Source organism: Salana multivorans (assembly GCF_003751805.1).
Classification (GTDB): domain Bacteria; phylum Actinomycetota; class Actinomycetes; order Actinomycetales; family Beutenbergiaceae; genus Salana; species Salana multivorans.
In genome coordinates this window covers 739,296-754,829 of sequence record NZ_RKHQ01000002.1, presented here as the reverse complement: position 1 = coordinate 754,829, position 15,534 = coordinate 739,296, and the positions used below count along the sequence as shown (strand labels likewise).

Genomic DNA, 15,534 nt, shown 5'->3' with positions numbered 1-15,534 from the left:
CGACTCTAGAAGCCTCCCACCCTCCCGCCCCGCGGGAGGTGCCGCAACGCCCACATCGTGGGACGCGACGTACGGTCAGCGGACCCCGGTGACCCCGATCGCGGCGGTGATCCGCCGCTGGAAGACGAGGAACAGGACGATGAGCGGCGCGAGCGCGAGGACGGACGCGGCCATGACGAGCGTCCAGTTGCCCTCGTACTGCGTCTGGAGCGAGACCGTCGCGACGGTCATGACGTGCCACTCCGGCTTCGGCGCGGCGACGAGCGGCCACAGGAAGTTGTTCCACTGGCTCACGACGGTGACGAGCAGCAGCGTCGTGAGGATCGGCACGTTCATCGGGAGCATGATCCGCGTCAGGGTGCGGACGGGGCCCGCACCGTCGAGCGTGGCGGCGTCGAGGATCTCCTGGGGGACCATCTTGAAGTTCTCCCGGAGCAGGAAGATCGCGTACGGCCCGGCGAACAGGAACGGCACGACGAGCCCGGCGAACGTGTTGCGCCAGCCGAGCGTGGCGACCATCGAGTAGAGCGGGATGATCGTGACGACCGCGGGGATCATGAGGCAGCTCACGTAGACCCAGAACAGCGCGTCGCGGCCGGGGAAGTCGAGGACAGCGAACGCGTAGGCGGCCAGGACGCTGGAGACGAGCTGGGTCACGACGAGCACGACGACGACCTGGGCGGTCACGGCGAGCGGGACGACGAAGTCGTAGCGCTCCCCGAACAGGGCGGTGAAGTTCTCCAGCGTGAACGGGGCGGGCAGCGTCAGCGGCGAGGTCGTCCGGAACTGGTGCGCCGTCTTGAGCGACGTCATGACCGCGAGGAGGAACGGGCCGAGCACGAGGAGGGCGCCGGCGCCGAGGAACAGGTAGGTCAGGGCGTCGGCAACCCGGCGCGCGCCGGCCGCGGAGCCCGAGCGGCGCGACCGTGCACTCGTCGGCGTGGGCGTGGTGGACGGGGTCGCCGACGCGGCGGGCGTGGCGCTCGTCATGACAGGTCGTAGGTGAGTCGGGAGCGGAAGAACCGCTGCTGCAGGAACGTGATGACGACGAGGACGACGAACAGGATGACCGCCATCGCCGCCGCGCGGCCGAACCGCAGCGAGACGAAGGCCTCGTCGTAGATCCGGGCGGCGATGACGTCGGTCCGGCCGGGGATCCCGGGACCGCCGCGGGTGAGGGCGTAGATGAGGTCGAAGACCTGGAAGCTCGCGATGACGCTCGTCACGGTGACGAAGAACGTCGTCGGGTTGAGCAGCGGCAGCGTGATCGACCGGAGCATGCGGGCGGGGCCCGCGCCGTCGAGCCGGGCGGCCTCGGTGACGGCGACCGGGATCTGCTGGAGACCCGCGAGGTAGAACAGGCTGACGTACCCGACGGTGGACCAGACCTGGACGAACGCGACGGACGGCATCGCGAGCGACAGGTCCGTCAGCCACTCGATCCGGCGCCCGAGCATCGCGTTGAGGGCGCCGTTGGTCGGGTCGAAGATCCACTTCCACACGATGCCGAGCGTCAGCGGGGCGCAGACCCACGGCAGGACGTAGACGATGCGCAGGAGCGAGCTGCCCGGCAGCCGGCGGTTGAGCCCCACGGCGAGCAGGAGGCCGAGCCCGACCGTGAACGGGATGGTCAGCAGCGCGAACGCGACCGAGACCCAGGCGGAGTTGAGGAACCGCTCGGAGGTGAGGACGGCGACGAAGTTGTCGAGGCCGACCCAGCGTGCCGGGGAGATGAGGTCCCACTTCATGAGCGAGAGCACGAAGACGGCGACCACCGGCACGAGGAGGAAGACGAACACCCCGATGAGGCTGGGCGTGAGCATCGCGTAGGCGGGGACGGCCTGGCGGCGCCTCCGGACCCGGCGCGCGCGATCGCCGCGATCGGCGGGCGTCGGCCCGGGGCGACCGCGCGAACGGAGGGAGTCGTCGCGGCCGGTGCGGCTGCGACGACCCTCGGGGGAGGCGGCGTCGACGTCTGCTGCGTCGCCGGGGATCGACGTCACGGGGTGAGTCTAGGCAGTCGTTCCCCGGCCGTGACGCGACGGCACGCGGTGGCCGCCTGATGAGACGGGTCGCGCCGGCGCACCGGCTCCGGCGGGATCGCCACGGTTGCGCGGCCGTCGCCGGGACGCGTGCGCGGAGGGGCAGGTTGACACCTGACTGCTACGCATGAGTAGCATCGCTGATCTGTTTCATCGAGGTTGGGATGACTTGTGATGCATGGGGGTCGTGGAGATGCGTGACGCACGGGACGCGGGGCCGTCGTGACGCTGGTGGTGCTGCCGCGGCGCCCGCGGGCGGTCCCCGTGCTGACGGGGGACAGTGCGAGCGCGCGGGTGGTGGCCGAGGACGTTCGTCTTGCTGCGGTGCGGACGCAGGAGGCGTCGGACGAGGCGGATGCGGGGGCGATCGGGGCGTCGTGGTCGGGGCCGGCGAGTGTGCGGGCGGAGCATGCGATGACCCGGTTGGCGCGGGATCTGGACGATGCGGTCGCGGCACTGTGGTGCGGGGTGACGGCTCTGGACGAGTACGCCGAGGCGTTGGTGGGGCTGGAGCTGGAGCGGGAGCGGCTGGTCGAGCAGCGTTCGCTGATCGATGTGGAGCTGGACGAGCTCGAGCGGACGGTGCCGCTGATGGGTCCGGATCAGGTGGTGGGGGCTCAGGTGCGGGCGAACCTGCTGGGGGTTCGGGTCGTCGCGCACGAGGGCGAGGTGCGGCGGTGGTGGGGTGAGGTCGTGGTCGCGGAGGATCGGGCGATCGCCGCGCTCGCGGCCGTCGACACCGCGGCGGAGGCGCGGGAACATGCGGCGTCGCGGTCCGAGGCGGTCGACCGGGCGCGCGCGGGTCTGGTGGCGTCCGGGGTGCTGCCCGGTGAGACGGCCGGGATGGGGGCCGAGGAGCTGGCGGTGTGGTTGGAGGGCCACCCCGAGGTGGCGGCGGTGCTGGCCCGGGCCACCCCGATGTCGGGGGAGGGGCCGGTCGGAGAGCTCGCGGCGCTCGTGAGCGCGTCCGCGAGCAGCGCGGGGTCGCTGGTGTTCGGCGGGGCGGGCGCTGTCCTGGCCGGTGCCGCGGCGGGGGGAGCCGCCGGGGTGCGGGACCGGGCTCGGGCGCTGTTCGAGTCGCTGTCCGCGGAGGATGCCCGGATGCTCGCGCTCCTGTACCCGGGGGTGGTCGGTTCGCTGGGCGGGGTCCCGTTCGCCTACCGCGCCGACGCCAACCGCGTCCTGGTCGTGGACGCACTCGCCCGCGAGCGGGCGTGGCAGGAGGAGCTGGCCGATCGCCGGCTGGACGCGGACGGGGTCGAGGAGTGGCAGAAGTCCCAGCGTCGGATCGAGCTGTACGAGTCGGTCCTCGAGGAGGACCGCTCGATCCTGTACCTGGACCCGGCGCGCGTCCCCGGCACTGACGGCGCGATGGTCGAGCTGCACGGCAGGATCGACGAGGAGACGCGGAACGTCGTGGTGAGCGTTCCTGGGACGGGGTCGGAGCTGTCCAAGTTCCAGGGGTTCTCCGAGCGGGTCGAGGGTTTCTACCTGCAGTCGGAGGACGATAACCCTGGGTCGCTTGCGATGATCGCGTGGCTCGGGGGTGACTTTCCCGACGAGGTGTTCGTCGACGCGTTCGACCCTGGCTACGCCGAGCGGCTGGCACCCGAGCTGGCGGCGTTCTCCCACGAGCTGCGGCAGGAGATCGATCACGCATCCGGCCGGGTCGACCCGACCATCCGGCCCGCGATCACGGTCGATGGGCACTCCTACGGCGGGACCGTCGTCGGGCTGGCCGAGACCCACGGGCTGGACGCCGACCGGGTCGTCCACGTCGAGTCCGCCGGGATGGGCAAGGGGGTGTTCGCCCCCGACGACCTGCCTGCGTCCCAGCAGGGTGTGGACCGGTACGTCATGACCGCGCCGGGCGACCCGATCACGGTGGCCCAGGCGACCGGCCGGCACGGCGCCGACCCCGACGAGTTCGACGGCATCACCCGGCTCCACACCGGCTACTACAGGAACGACGACGGCAGCCGTGCTGGTGTCATCCTGGGTGGGGACGCCCACTCCGGCGTGTACGACGAGCACTCCGACTCCTGGGAGCAGCTCTACCGGGTCTACACCGGCGGGGTCGTGGAGACCTACCGCACACCGCTGTACCTGCCCTCCGCCACGATCAAGGCGTTCACCGGCGGGGTCGTGGAGCAGTTCGTCTCCTTGTCGGGCGTGGCCGGCTTCGCCGACGACGGCGCCCAGGTCGACATCCCATGAGACACGTCGCAAGAGCTGGGCTGGTGACACTCCTCTGTGGTCTCCTCGTGGGAGTCGGCGGCTGCACGGCACCTCGCGATGATCGCACCCGCGCCGAGATCGAGACCGACGTCCAGGCAAGGGTCGCCGAGGTGGCAGCGTTCTTCGGGGAGCTCGTGGAGGACCGGGCTACCAACTGGTACGAGTGTGATCCCGCGTGGGACCAGAGCGGCGAACGCTACTACTACACGGCGACCGTCCAGACCGAGTACGCGGTGTACGAGGACTTCATCGACGAGCTCTGGCCCCGTCTGGAGAACGACGGCTGGACCCTCCACGACGACCCTGAGGACCAAAGGAGACCCAAGAACATCACGCTCACGCGGAACGGTGTGGGGGCCGTGGTCCGCTTCATCGACCCCGCGCAGGAACGCGACGTGGTCTTCGTCAGCACTGGCGTCGGCTGCGTCCGCCCCGCGGACTACTGATGGACATCTCGCACCCTCGGCGGTCCTCGTCCCGCGGCAGGACGGTCCCTGGCCACGGCGCCGCCACGGTGGACGTCCCGTGAGGCGTGGCGCGGGGGTCGCGTTGGTGGCGCTCCTGGCGGGTCTCCTCGTGGGTGTCGCCGGCTGCTCCGCGCCTCGTGATGACCGCACCCGGGCGGAGATCGAGGCCGACGTCCAGGCGGAGATCGCTGAGGTCGCCGCGCTGTTCGGCGAGATCGTTCCTGGCGGTGGGGCTGGATGGTACGAGTGTGACCCTGCTTGGGACCAGAGCGGTGAGAACTACTACCAGATCGCGGTCGTCCAGACCGAGTACGCGCTGTATGAGGACTTCATCGACGAGCTCTGGCCCGGCCTGGAGGACGATGGCTGGACCCTTGACCAGGACGAGATCGACCCCAAGGACATTGGCCTCAGACGCCCTGGCGTGGGAGTGAGGGTCCGCTTCATCGATCCCGTGCAGGAACGCGACGTGGTGTCCATCAGCACTGGCGTCGGCTGCGTTCGTCCCGCGGACTACTGAGGCGCTCACCGAGCCCCGACCGGGTGGCGCGCGATGGCCACTGACGAGACGATCGGCGTCGCGCTGCTGTAACGTTAACGCTCACAGAACGCCGCCGTTCCGCACCGCGCCGACACCCGAGCGCCACCCCGCACCGGAGATGCCATGTCACCCCTGACGAAGCCGACCGACACGCCGACCCACGAGAGCGTCACGCCCCCGCGGGGCGTCCGTCCGGCCCGGTTCCGCCCGCCGGCCGGAGCGAGCGACGCCGGCGTCCTCGACCTCGACGGCGACTGGCGGTTCCGGCTGTTCCCCGAGGCGCTCACGGGCGCCGACCCCGGCGATGCGGGCACCGACGCCGACGACCCGTGGGACGTCGTGACCGTTCCCGGCCACTGGCAGCTCGCGGGTGCGCCGGACTCCTGGCCGTACGGCCGGCCCGCGTACACCAACGTGCTCTTCCCGATCCCGCTCGACCCGCCCCGCGTGCCGCGGGAGAACCCGACGGGGGAGTACCGTCGCGTCGTCGAGGTCCCTGCGGAGTGGTTGGCAACGCCCGGTCGGGTCGTGCTGCGGTTCGAGGGCGTCGACTCCTGGTTCGAGGTCGCGCTCAACGGCGAGGTCGTCGCGCAGAGCCACGGCTCGCGCCTGCCGACCGAGATCGACGTGACCGACCGGCTGCGCGCGGGGGAGAACCTGCTCGCCGTCCGGGTCACCCAGTGGTCCGCGTACACCTACGTCGAGGATCAGGACCAGTGGTGGCTGTCGGGGATCTTCCGCGGCGTCCGCCTCGAGCACCGGCCCGACGGCGGCCTCGACCACGTCGAGGTCAGCGCCGAGTACGACCACGTGACCGGCGAGGGCACCCTCCTGGTCACCGCGACCGACGTCGACGGCGCCCCCGTCGCCGCCCGGGTCCGCGTGCCGGAGCTGGGGATCGACGTCGAGACGGGCACCGGTGTGAGCGTCCCGGTCGAGCCGTGGAGCGCGGAGGTCCCGCGTCTGTACGACGCGGTCGTGAGCAGCGGCGCCGAGACGGTGACGCTGCGGATCGGCTTCCGCTCCATCGCGATCTCCGGCGGCGTGTTCCGCGTCAACGGCGTTCCGGTCAAGCTCCGCGGCGTCAACCGCCACGAGTTCGAGCCGACCACCGGGCGCACGGTCGCACCCGAGCAGATGCTCGAGGACGTGCTGCTGATGAAGCGCCACCACGTGAACGCCGTCCGGACGAGCCACTACCCGCCGCACCCGCACTTCCTCGACCTGTGCGACGCCTACGGCCTCTACGTCGTCGACGAGAACGACCTCGAGACGCACGGCTTCGAGCACGCCGGCTGGCGCGGCAACCCGACCGACGACCCGGCCTGGACGGACGTCCTCGTCGATCGCGTTACCCGGATGGTCCGCCGGGACGCCCACCACCCGAGCATCGTCCTGTGGTCGCTCGGCAACGAGGCGGGAACCGGACGCAACCTCGCCGCGATGTCGGCTGCGATCCGCCGGCTCGACCCAAGCCGGCCGATCCACTACGAGGGCGACTGGAGCTGCGAGAGCGCCGACGTCTACTCGCGGATGTACGCCGGCTCGGGCGAGGTCGAGCTCATCGGGCGCGGCGAGGAGCCCGCCCTGGCCGACGCCGAGCTCGACGCCCGCCGCCGCGGCCTGCCGTTCATGCAGTGCGAGTACGTGCACGCGATGGGCAACGGCCCGGGTGGCCTCACCGACTACGACCACCTGTTCGACGCCCACCCGCGCCTCATGGGCGGGTTCATCTGGGAGTGGAAGGACCACGGCATCCTGCGCCGGGAGGACCTCGACGCCGGGACGGGCGAGCTCATCCACGGCTACGGCGGGGACTTCGGCGAGACCTTCCACGACGGCACCTTCATCGCGGACGGTCTGCTGCTGCCCGACCGCACGCCGTCGCCCGGCATGCTCGAGGCCGCCGCCGTGTTCGCGCCGATCCGGATCGACCCGGTCGCGCTCGGCGGCTCCGCCGGCGACGGTGACGTGGCCGGTGAGCCCGACCACCTGCTCGTCCGCAACCGGTACGCCTTCCGCGACGCCGGTCACGTCGCGCTGCGGTGGAGCCTGCACCAGGGCCACGACGTCCTCGCGGCGGGCGATGTCGAGGTCGACGAGACGCTGGCGCCCGGCGAGCAGCTTCTCCTCTCCCCACCCGACGACGTGCTGGAGCTCGCCGAGGCCGCGCCGGGCGGGGCGCCCGTGTGGTGGACCGTGCGCGCCGTCCAGACCGACGCCGGGCCGGACGCCGCCTGGCTCCCCGAGGACTTCGAGCTGGGCGCCGGCCAGCTCCGGCTCCGGTCGGCCCGCCCCGCGTCGTCCGCGACGGAGCCGTCGACCGCGACCGCCGCCCTCACCGCGGAGGCGACCGACGACGGCTTCCGGGTCGGCCCCGCCCGGTTCGACCGGGCCGGGCGGCTCCTGGAGCTGGGCGGCCTCGAGGTCGACGCCGAGCGCGTCGACGCCTGGCGCGCCGCGACGGACAACGACCACGCGCGCGCCTGGGACGCCGAGCGCAGCGACGAGGACGTCTGGGCGCACCAGGGCCTCGCCCTGCTCGGCGAGCGGATCGACTCGGCCGAGATCGTCGACGGCGAGCTCGTCGTCACCGGACGCGCCGCCGGTCCGGCCACCGACGTCGGCCTCGCCTTCACCCGCACCTGGCGTGCCGCCGGCGCGTCCGGCGTCGAGCTCGACCTCACCATCGTCCCCGAGGGACGGTGGACGGGCAGCCTCCCGCGCCTCGGCCTGCTCCTCGGGGTGACGGAGCCGGATGCCGCCGCCGTCGAGATCGACTGGTGCGGACTCGGCCCCGAGGAGTCCTACGCCGACTCCACCAAGGCGGCGCTCGGCGGCGCCTGGCGTCACCGCGTGGCCGACTGGCAGACCCGGTACACGCACCCGCAGGAGAACGGGACCCGGCGCGGCGTCACGTCGGCGACGCTCACGCTCTCGGGCGGACGCTCGCTCACGCTGACGTCGCTCGCGACGCAGGTCGGCGTCGCCGAGGTCGAGGGTCTCGAGCTCACCGCCCGCCCCTGGACCGACCGGGAGCTCGCCGCGGCTCGGCACCCGCACGACCTGACGCCGGACGGGCGTCTCTGGCTGCACCTCGACGCGGCGTCGCACGGTGTGGGCACGGCCGCCTGCGGTCCCGGCGTGCTGCCGAACGCGACGTTCCGGCCCGCGCCGGTGCGGCTCTCCGTCCGGTTCGACCTCGCGTAGCCTCGCGGGGGTGACGTCCAGCGAGCGCGCGGCCATCGTCCGTCCCGACACCCGCGTCGCGGTGGTCGGGGGCTACACCGAGCCCGAGGCGGACCCCGGTCGGGTCGGCGTCGAGCTGTGGACGCACGACGCCCGCGACCGCGCCTGGCGCAGGGTCGCCGAGACGGTGGCCTCGCAGCCGTCGTGGCTCGTCGACCTCGGCGACGGGCGGCTGCTCGCCGTCGGGGAGGGTGACCCGTCGACGCTCGGCCTCGTGCGCGTCGCGTCGGACGGCGGTGCGCCGTCGCTCGAGCTGGACGACGTCCTGGCGCTGTCCGGCGTCGCGGCCTGCCACGCCGCGGTCGCCGGCCGGTTCGCCGTCGTGGCGCACTACGGCAGCGGCTCGGTCTCCAGCGTGCGGCTCGACCCGGCCGGGCGGCCCACCGAGGAGGTCGACCACCTCGCGTTCTCCGGCTCCGGTCCCGATGCCGAGCGACAGGAGGCGCCGCACGCCCACCAGGTCGTCGTCGACGGCGAGGAGGTCCTCGTCGCCGACCTCGGCTCCGACCGGGTGCACCGGCTCGGTCTCGACGGCGACGGCCGGCTGCGCACCCGGCACGACCCGATCGAGCTGCCGGCCGGATTCGGTCCCCGCCACGTCGTCCGGACCGGGGAGCTCCTCGTCGTCGCCGGCGAGCTGAGCAACGAGCTGTGGCTGGGGCGCGTCGCCGGCCCCGACGTCGAGCCGCTGGACGTCGCGCCGCTCGATCCGCCCGGCGCCGACGGCGCGGCCTACCCGTCGGCGCTGCGGGTCGATGCGGACGGTCTCCTGTGGACCGGCGTGCGCGGACCCGACACCGTGGCCGTGCACCGGATCGCCGGTGACCGCCTCGTCGCCGTCGCCTCCGCCCCGACCGGCGGACGCTGGCCGCGGGACGTCGTCGTGGACGGCGAGGAGGTCTGGGTCACCAACCAGCTGAGCCAGGACGTGACGGTGCTCGACCGCGCCGCGGTCCTCGCCGGCGCGGGCGCAGCCGTGCGCACCCGGCTCGCGTCCGCGGCACCGACGGCCGTCGTCCTCGTCGGCCGGGGCGCCCGCCCGAGCACGAGCTCAGCCGGATAGCCGACGCGACCGACGTCAGGGCTCGCCGATGACGCGCCCCCGCAGCGCGGGACGCCGCTGCCAGGGAAGCGGCCCGTCGAGCGGCCGGTACTCGACGCCGGCCGCGTCGAGCCGGCCCAGGTGCGCGGCGAGGCGGGACTCGAAGTCCGTCCAGTCCCGCCGGTCCGACCAGAAGCTCTCGGCGGCCGCGGCCAGGCGGGGGAACGTCGCGTAGTCGGTGCGCCGGGAGTCGGGCAGGTACTCGCGCCACACCTGCGCCTGCGCGCCGAGCAGCCGGCCGGCGCCGGGCAGCCCGGTCGCCGCGACGACGTCGGGCGAGGCGGGGTCGTACCGGTAGACGTCCTCGATCGTGTGCAGGCCGCCGACGGGGACCGGCTCCTCCTCGCCGAGCCCCGCTCGGTGGTCGAGGTAGAGCACGCTCTCCGGGCACAGGATCACGTCGTGCCCGCCGGCGATCGCCTCGACGGCGCTCGTCGCCGCGCGCCACACGGTGATGACGACGTCCCGCGGCAGTCCCTCGCCCGAGACCTCGTCCCAGACGCTCGTGCGCCGACCGTTGGCGGCGAGGTGCTCCGCGAGCTGCGTCGAGAACCAGGGCAGGAGCGCGTCGACGCCGTCGAGCCCGAGCTCCGCTGCCAGTGCGCGCGTGTCGGCGTCGGCCGCCCAGTCCCGCGTGTCCACCTCGTCGCCGCCGATGCAGATCAGCTCGGAGTCGAAGATGTCGACGAGCTGGTCGAGCGCGGCCCGGGCGAAGTCGAGCGCCGCCTCGTGCACGCCGAGGACGTGCGGGTTCAGACCCCACCTGGTCCACACCTCGAGCGGCTCGGCCGGCGCACCGCCGGGGGCGAGCTCCGGGTAGGCGGCGAGCAGGGCCTGGACGTGACCGGGCAGGTCGACCTCCGGCACGACCGTGACGCCCCGCCCCCGGGCGAACGCGACGATCTCGCGCAGGTCGTCGGCCGTGTACCAGCCGCCGTGCGGCTCGCCGTCGACCGGGCCGCCGCGGACCGCGTCGACGGGGGAGGCGTGACGCCAGGCGGCGACCTCGGCCAGGCGCGGGTAGCCGGGGACGGGCAGGCGCCAGCCCTGGTCGTCGGTGAGGTGGAGGTGGAGCATGTTGAGCTTGTGCTGCGACGCCAGCTCGACGTACCGGAGCACCTGCTCCTTCGGCAGGTAGTGGCGCGCGACGTCGAGCAGCAGGCCGCGGTGGCCCAGCCGCGGGGCGTCCTGGACCACGACCGCCGGGAGGACGACCGGTGCGTCGTCGATCGGGGTCGTCCGGTAGGCGCGCGGGCCGACGAGCTGCTGCAGCGTGCGGATCGCGTGGATCGCGCCGAGCGCGGTGGCGGCCTCGATGGTGACCGCGGTCCCGGTCGTGGCGACCGTGAGCCGGTAGCCCTCGGGATCGAGGGCGGCGTCGTGGCGGAGGACGACGTCGGCGTCGGTCTCGGCCGCGTCGGCGTCGGTCCCGTCGGAGCCGACGAGGTCGAGGCCGAGCCGCACGCCGAGCACGTCGCGCAGGAGCACCCGGGCGCCCGTCAGCTCCGGGGCGATCCGTACGCGCGGCGCCGCGGGGAGGACGACGTCGGCGTCGTCCTCCGCGGTGGGGCTGAGGTGATCGGGGGCGGGGACGAGCGCGAGGGCCCGGGAGGAGGTCACCCCCCGAGCCTAGGGACCACGCCGTCGTTCCGCCGCGTCACCGCTCCGGGCGAGGCCGGGCTCGACGAGTCGGCGGGAGTCGGGGAACCCGGCGGGTGGTCCGCGGCTGACCCGGCCCGGGAGAGACGAACCGGCCCCCGACCCGCGCGGGGTCAGGGGCCGGTTCGTCGATCGTCGACGAGGCGTCGACCGATCAGATGTCGTAGTAGAGCTCGAACTCCAGCGGCGTCGGGCGGAGCTGGACCGGGTCGACCTCGCGGGTGCGCTTGTAGTCGATCCAGGTCTCGATGAGGTCCGTGGTGAACACGTCGCCCTGCGTGAGGTACTCGTTGTCCTCCTCGAGCGCCTTGAGCGCCTCGGGCAGCGAGCCCGGGACCTGGGCGATCTGCGCGTGCTCCTCGGGGGGCAGCTCGTACAGGTCCTTGTCGATCGGCTCCGGCGGCTCGATCCGGTTCTTGATGCCGTCGAGGCCGGCCATGAGGATGGCCGAGAACGCCAGGTACGGGTTGGCCGACGGGTCCGGCACGCGGAACTCCACGCGCTTGGCCTTGGGCGAGGACCCCGTCACCGGGATGCGGATGCAGGCCGAGCGGTTGCGGGCCGAGTAGACGAGGTTGACGGGCGCCTCGTACCCCGGCACGAGCCGGCGGTAGGAGTTGACCGAGGGGTTCGTCCAGGCCAGCAGCGACGGCGCGTGGTGCAGCAGGCCGCCGATGTACCAGCGGGCGATGTCGGACAGGCCGCCGTAGCCGGACTCGTCGTGGAACAGCGGGACGCCGTCCTTCCACAGCGAGGAGTGGCAGTGCATGCCCGAGCCGTTGTCGCCGTACAGCGGCTTCGGCATGAACGTCACGGTCTTGCCGGCGTTGTAGGCGACGTTCTTGATGATGTACTTGAACTTCATCAGGTCGTCGGCGGCCGAGCGCAGCGTCGCGAACCGGTAGTTGATCTCCTGCTGACCGGCCGTGCCCACCTCGTGGTGGGCCCGCTCGACCTCGAGGCCGATCTGCTGCAGCGTCAGGACCATCTCGTCGCGCAGGTCGGCGAACTTGTCGCTGGGGGACAGCGGGAAGTAGCCGCCCTTGAAGCGGGTCTTGTACCCAAGGTTGCCGCCCTCCTCCTCGCGCCCGGTGTTCCAGTCGGCCTCGATCGAGTCGATGTGGTAGAACGCCTCCCACTCGCGCGCGTCGTACCGGATCGAGTCGAACAGGTAGAACTCGGCCTCCGGGCCGAAGTACACGGTGTCGGCGATCCCGGTGGAGCGCAGGTACGCCTCGGCCTTGCTCGCGATCTGACGCGGGTCGCGGGCGTACGGCTCGTCCGTGAACGGGTCGACGATCGAGAAGTACACGACCAGCGTCTTCGCCGCCCGGAACGGGTCGATGAACGCGCTCGTCACGTCGGGGATGAGCTTCATGTCCGACTCGTGGATCGCCTGGAACCCGCGGATCGACGATCCGTCGAACATGAGGCCCTCGGTGAAGGCGTCGTCGTTGAAGGCCTCGACGGGGATGTTGAAGTGCTGCTGCACCCCGGGCAGGTCGATGAAGCGGACATCGATGAACTTGACGTCGTTCTCGCGCGTATACGCGATTGCTTCCTCGGCTGAACTGAACATGAGGCTCCGATCGAAGGGTTCGTCCCGGGGTCCGCGAGTGGACCGGACACGCGGCGACGCTACGAGCGCGTCGTTTCTCTGCCATGACTCGAATGTGTCGGTCGCGTTACGAGCCCTCCGGGGAGCCGGAGGTCCGCACCCGCGCCGGTACCCACCGTAGACTCGATCCGTGCCCTCCCCGTCCACCGGCTCCGGACCCGCGCGTCCGGCCGACGTGACGGAGCCCGGCGCCCACCTGGGCCGGCGGCTCGGCGCCCTCGTCATCGACTGGGTCATCGCCTCGCTCATCTCCGCCGGCTTCTTCCAGTACCACCCGATGGCGACGCTGGCCGTCTTCGGCGCGATGACGTTCCTGCTCCTCGCCACGCTCGGCGCGACGATCGGCCACCGCCTGTTCGGGCTGCGGGTCTACCGGATGGCGACGGGGACGGCGCCCATCGGGCCGGTGCAGTCGCTCATCCGGACGGCGTGCCTGCTCCTGCTCATCCCGGTCGCGGTCGCCGGCGCCGACGGACGCGGCCTGCACGACACCTGGGCCGGCACCTTCATCGACCGGTTCGCCGCCCGCGCGACGCCGCCGAGCGCGCCGTCCGGCCCCCGCCCCGGTCCGTCGGCCTCGTCGCGGGGCTGACCCTCTAGCAACGCTTCGTATCTCCATGTTACGGTTCGTAACATGGAGACGATCGAGGTTCCCCGCCCCGGCGGGTTCGTCGCGGCGACGGTGACGGCGCCCGCGTCGGCGCCGGACACCGCCCGGCTGGTCGTGTGCGTCCCCGGCATGGGCGAGTCCCGAGCAGCGTTCCGGCACCTGGTGCCCGGTCTGGTCGACGCGGGGTATCGCGTGGCGGCGATGGACCTGCGCGGACACGGCGACAGCTCGACCGGTTTCGACGCCTACGACGACCCCGCGGCCGCGGGCGACCTGCTCGCGGTCGTGGACGCGCTCGGCGGCGGGCCGGCGACCGTCGTCGGCAGCTCGATGGGGGCGGCGGCGGCCGTGCTGGCTGCGGCGGAGCGCCCGGCCGCCGTGGACGGGCTCGTGCTCGTCGGCCCGTTCGTCCGCGATCACGGCTCGCCTGCCGCCCGGCTCCTCCTGCGCCTGCTGCTCGCCCGGCCCTGGGGGCCGGCCCTCTGGGGCGCCTACTACCGGTCGCTGTTCGGCCGGGCCACGCCGGCCGACCACGCGGAGCACACCGCTCGCGCCCTCGCGCTGCTGCGCCGGCCCGGTCGCTGGTCGGCCTTCCAGGCGACGACGCGCACGTCCCACGCGCCGGCCGAGGCCGCCCTGCCGCGGGTGCGCGCGGCGACGCTCGTCGTCATGGGGGAGGAGGACCGGGACTTCCCCGACCCGCGGGCGGAGGCCGCCTGGATCGCCGGCGCCCTGAACGGGCGGCACCGGATGATCGGCGGCGCCGGCCACTACCCGATGGCCGAGCGCCCGGCCGAGGTGCTGGAGGTCCTGCTGCCGTTCCTCGCGGGGACCGACGGGGATCCCCGTGGCTGAGCGGCTCACCCGCGGCGCGGTGGTCGAGCGCGCCGCGGTCCTCGCCGACGACATCGGGCTCGCGGAGCTGACGATCACGAGGCTCGGCCGCGCCCTCGGCATCGCGCCGCCCGGCGTCTACCGGCACGTCGCCGACCTCGACGACCTGCGCCGCGCCATCGGCCGGCTGGCCGCGCGCGAGGCCGCCGCCGCCCTCTCGACGGCCTGCGCGGGGCTCTCGGGCGGGGAGGCGCTCGCCGCGCTCGCGGACACCCTGCGGGCCTGGGCCGCGCGGCATCCCGGCCGGTACGCGGCGCTCCAGATCGCGCCCGAGCCCGACGACGCCGACGGGCAGGCCGCCGCCGAGGCGCTCGTCGCCGTCATCGCGTCCGCGTTGCGCGCCTACCGGCTCGACGGCGATGACCTGACCGACGCGATCCGTCTCGTCCGCGCCACGCTGCACGGGTTCGTCGATCTCGAGCGGGTCGGGGGGTTCAAGCAGCCGCGCGGCCTCGACGCGACCGTCGCGCGCGCCGTCGCCGCGCTCGACGCCGCGCTCGTCGGGTGGGCGCCGTGACCGGACGCGGCTCGTGACCGGAGGGCCGGACGCCGGACGGCGGGGCGGGCCGGCGGCGGGGAGCCGGCCCGACGCCCTCGCCGGCGCGTCGCCGGCGCTGGTGTTCGTGCTGACCGCGCGGTTCCTGCTCGAGCTCGCGCTCCTGGCCGGCGTCGCCGTCCTCGTCCACGACGTCGTTCCCGGCGGGTGGAGCTGGCCGGCCGCGATCCTGGCGGTCGCCGCGGTCGCGACGCTGTGGGGCGTCCTCCTCTCGCCGCGCGCCCCCGTCGGGCTGCCCGCGGCGGCGTCGCTCGGGATCGAGACCGTTCTGTTCGCGGGCGTCGGCGCCGGCCTGCTCGCCGTCGGGCACGGCGTGCCCGCCGCGCTCGGCGTCGGGCTTTGGCTGCTCGACCGGGCCGCCCTCGCGCTCCTGCGGCGGACGCCGTAGCCGGCGGCTCGCCGGCCGGACGTGACGAAGACCACATCGGCGTCCCGGCCGCCCCGTGGCGTCCTGACGCGGCCCCACGCCGTCCGAACCGGCGCTGACCTGCGCGGACACCGTCCCGGGACCGAGGTCCCGGGGACCGAAGTCCCCGGGACCTGGGCCTTATGAAACGC

General features: G+C 73.4%; 13 protein-coding genes. 9 read left to right on the top strand and 4 right to left on the bottom strand.

The window, feature by feature from the left end:
* Positions 1-75: 75 nt before the first annotated feature.
* Both EDD28_RS15605 and EDD28_RS15600 read right to left on the bottom strand, forming a co-directional pair.
* Positions 76-990: a carbohydrate ABC transporter permease gene (locus tag EDD28_RS15605; RefSeq protein ID WP_123740648.1), complete on the bottom strand. Its 915-nt coding sequence runs from the start codon at positions 988-990 to the stop codon at positions 76-78.
* Positions 987-2,003 (bottom strand): carbohydrate ABC transporter permease, encoded by a 1,017-nt coding sequence (locus tag EDD28_RS15600; RefSeq protein ID WP_245968118.1) that lies wholly within the window; start codon positions 2,001-2,003, stop codon positions 987-989. Before EDD28_RS15600 ends, EDD28_RS15605 begins: the two co-directional genes overlap by 4 nt.
* A gap of 507 nt (positions 2,004-2,510) precedes the next feature.
* On the opposite strand from EDD28_RS15600, the gene EDD28_RS15595 reads away from it, so the two are divergent.
* The 5 genes from EDD28_RS15595 to EDD28_RS15575 all read left to right on the top strand — a co-directional run bounded on the left by EDD28_RS15595 (position 2,511) and on the right by EDD28_RS15575 (position 9,600).
* Positions 2,511-4,259 (top strand): alpha/beta hydrolase, encoded by a 1,749-nt coding sequence (locus EDD28_RS15595; protein ID WP_148059646.1) that lies wholly within the window; start codon positions 2,511-2,513, stop codon positions 4,257-4,259.
* On the top strand, positions 4,256-4,726 hold the full coding sequence (locus EDD28_RS15590) for a hypothetical protein (protein ID WP_148059645.1): 471 nt from the start codon (positions 4,256-4,258) through the stop codon (positions 4,724-4,726). The genes EDD28_RS15595 and EDD28_RS15590 overlap by 4 nt, the downstream gene beginning before the upstream one ends.
* Positions 4,727-4,805: 79 nt before the next feature.
* Positions 4,806-5,267: a hypothetical protein gene (locus EDD28_RS15585; protein ID WP_123740645.1), complete on the top strand. Its 462-nt coding sequence runs from the start codon at positions 4,806-4,808 to the stop codon at positions 5,265-5,267.
* 144 nt (positions 5,268-5,411) lie between these two features.
* Positions 5,412-8,498 carry a glycoside hydrolase family 2 TIM barrel-domain containing protein gene (locus EDD28_RS15580; RefSeq protein WP_123740644.1) on the top strand — a complete coding sequence of 1,029 codons (3,087 nt, stop codon included), beginning with the start codon at positions 5,412-5,414 and terminating at the stop codon, positions 8,496-8,498.
* A 10-nt stretch (positions 8,499-8,508) separates the two neighbouring features.
* On the top strand, positions 8,509-9,600 hold the full coding sequence (locus tag EDD28_RS15575) for a lactonase family protein (RefSeq protein WP_170169523.1): 1,092 nt from the start codon (positions 8,509-8,511) through the stop codon (positions 9,598-9,600).
* 15 nt (positions 9,601-9,615) lie between these two features.
* Here EDD28_RS15575 and EDD28_RS15570 read toward each other — a convergent pair whose 3' ends face one another.
* Positions 9,616-11,259 (bottom strand): beta-N-acetylhexosaminidase, encoded by a 1,644-nt coding sequence (locus EDD28_RS15570; protein WP_123740642.1) that lies wholly within the window; start codon positions 11,257-11,259, stop codon positions 9,616-9,618.
* 193 nt (positions 11,260-11,452) lie between these two features.
* Positions 11,453-12,877: a type I glutamate--ammonia ligase gene (gene glnA, locus EDD28_RS15565; protein ID WP_123740641.1), complete on the bottom strand. Its 1,425-nt coding sequence runs from the start codon at positions 12,875-12,877 to the stop codon at positions 11,453-11,455.
* Between the two features lie 169 nt (positions 12,878-13,046).
* Between glnA and EDD28_RS15560 the strand changes: the two genes are divergently transcribed.
* Genes EDD28_RS15560 through EDD28_RS15545 form a run of 4 tightly spaced genes read left to right on the top strand, consistent with a single transcriptional unit; the run spans position 13,047 to position 15,364 of the window.
* Positions 13,047-13,508 carry an RDD family protein gene (locus EDD28_RS15560; protein WP_123740640.1) on the top strand — a complete coding sequence of 154 codons (462 nt, stop codon included), beginning with the start codon at positions 13,047-13,049 and terminating at the stop codon, positions 13,506-13,508.
* A gap of 42 nt (positions 13,509-13,550) precedes the next feature.
* Positions 13,551-14,381 (top strand): alpha/beta fold hydrolase, encoded by an 831-nt coding sequence (locus EDD28_RS15555; RefSeq protein WP_123740639.1) that lies wholly within the window; start codon positions 13,551-13,553, stop codon positions 14,379-14,381.
* Positions 14,374-14,937 (top strand): TetR/AcrR family transcriptional regulator, encoded by a 564-nt coding sequence (locus EDD28_RS15550; protein ID WP_170169522.1) that lies wholly within the window; start codon positions 14,374-14,376, stop codon positions 14,935-14,937. Before EDD28_RS15555 ends, EDD28_RS15550 begins: the two co-directional genes overlap by 8 nt.
* Before the next feature lie 13 nt (positions 14,938-14,950).
* A complete protein-coding gene (locus EDD28_RS15545; RefSeq protein WP_170169521.1) occupies positions 14,951-15,364 on the top strand; it encodes a DUF2568 domain-containing protein in 414 nt (137 codons plus the stop codon).
* Positions 15,365-15,534 lie beyond the last annotated feature (170 nt).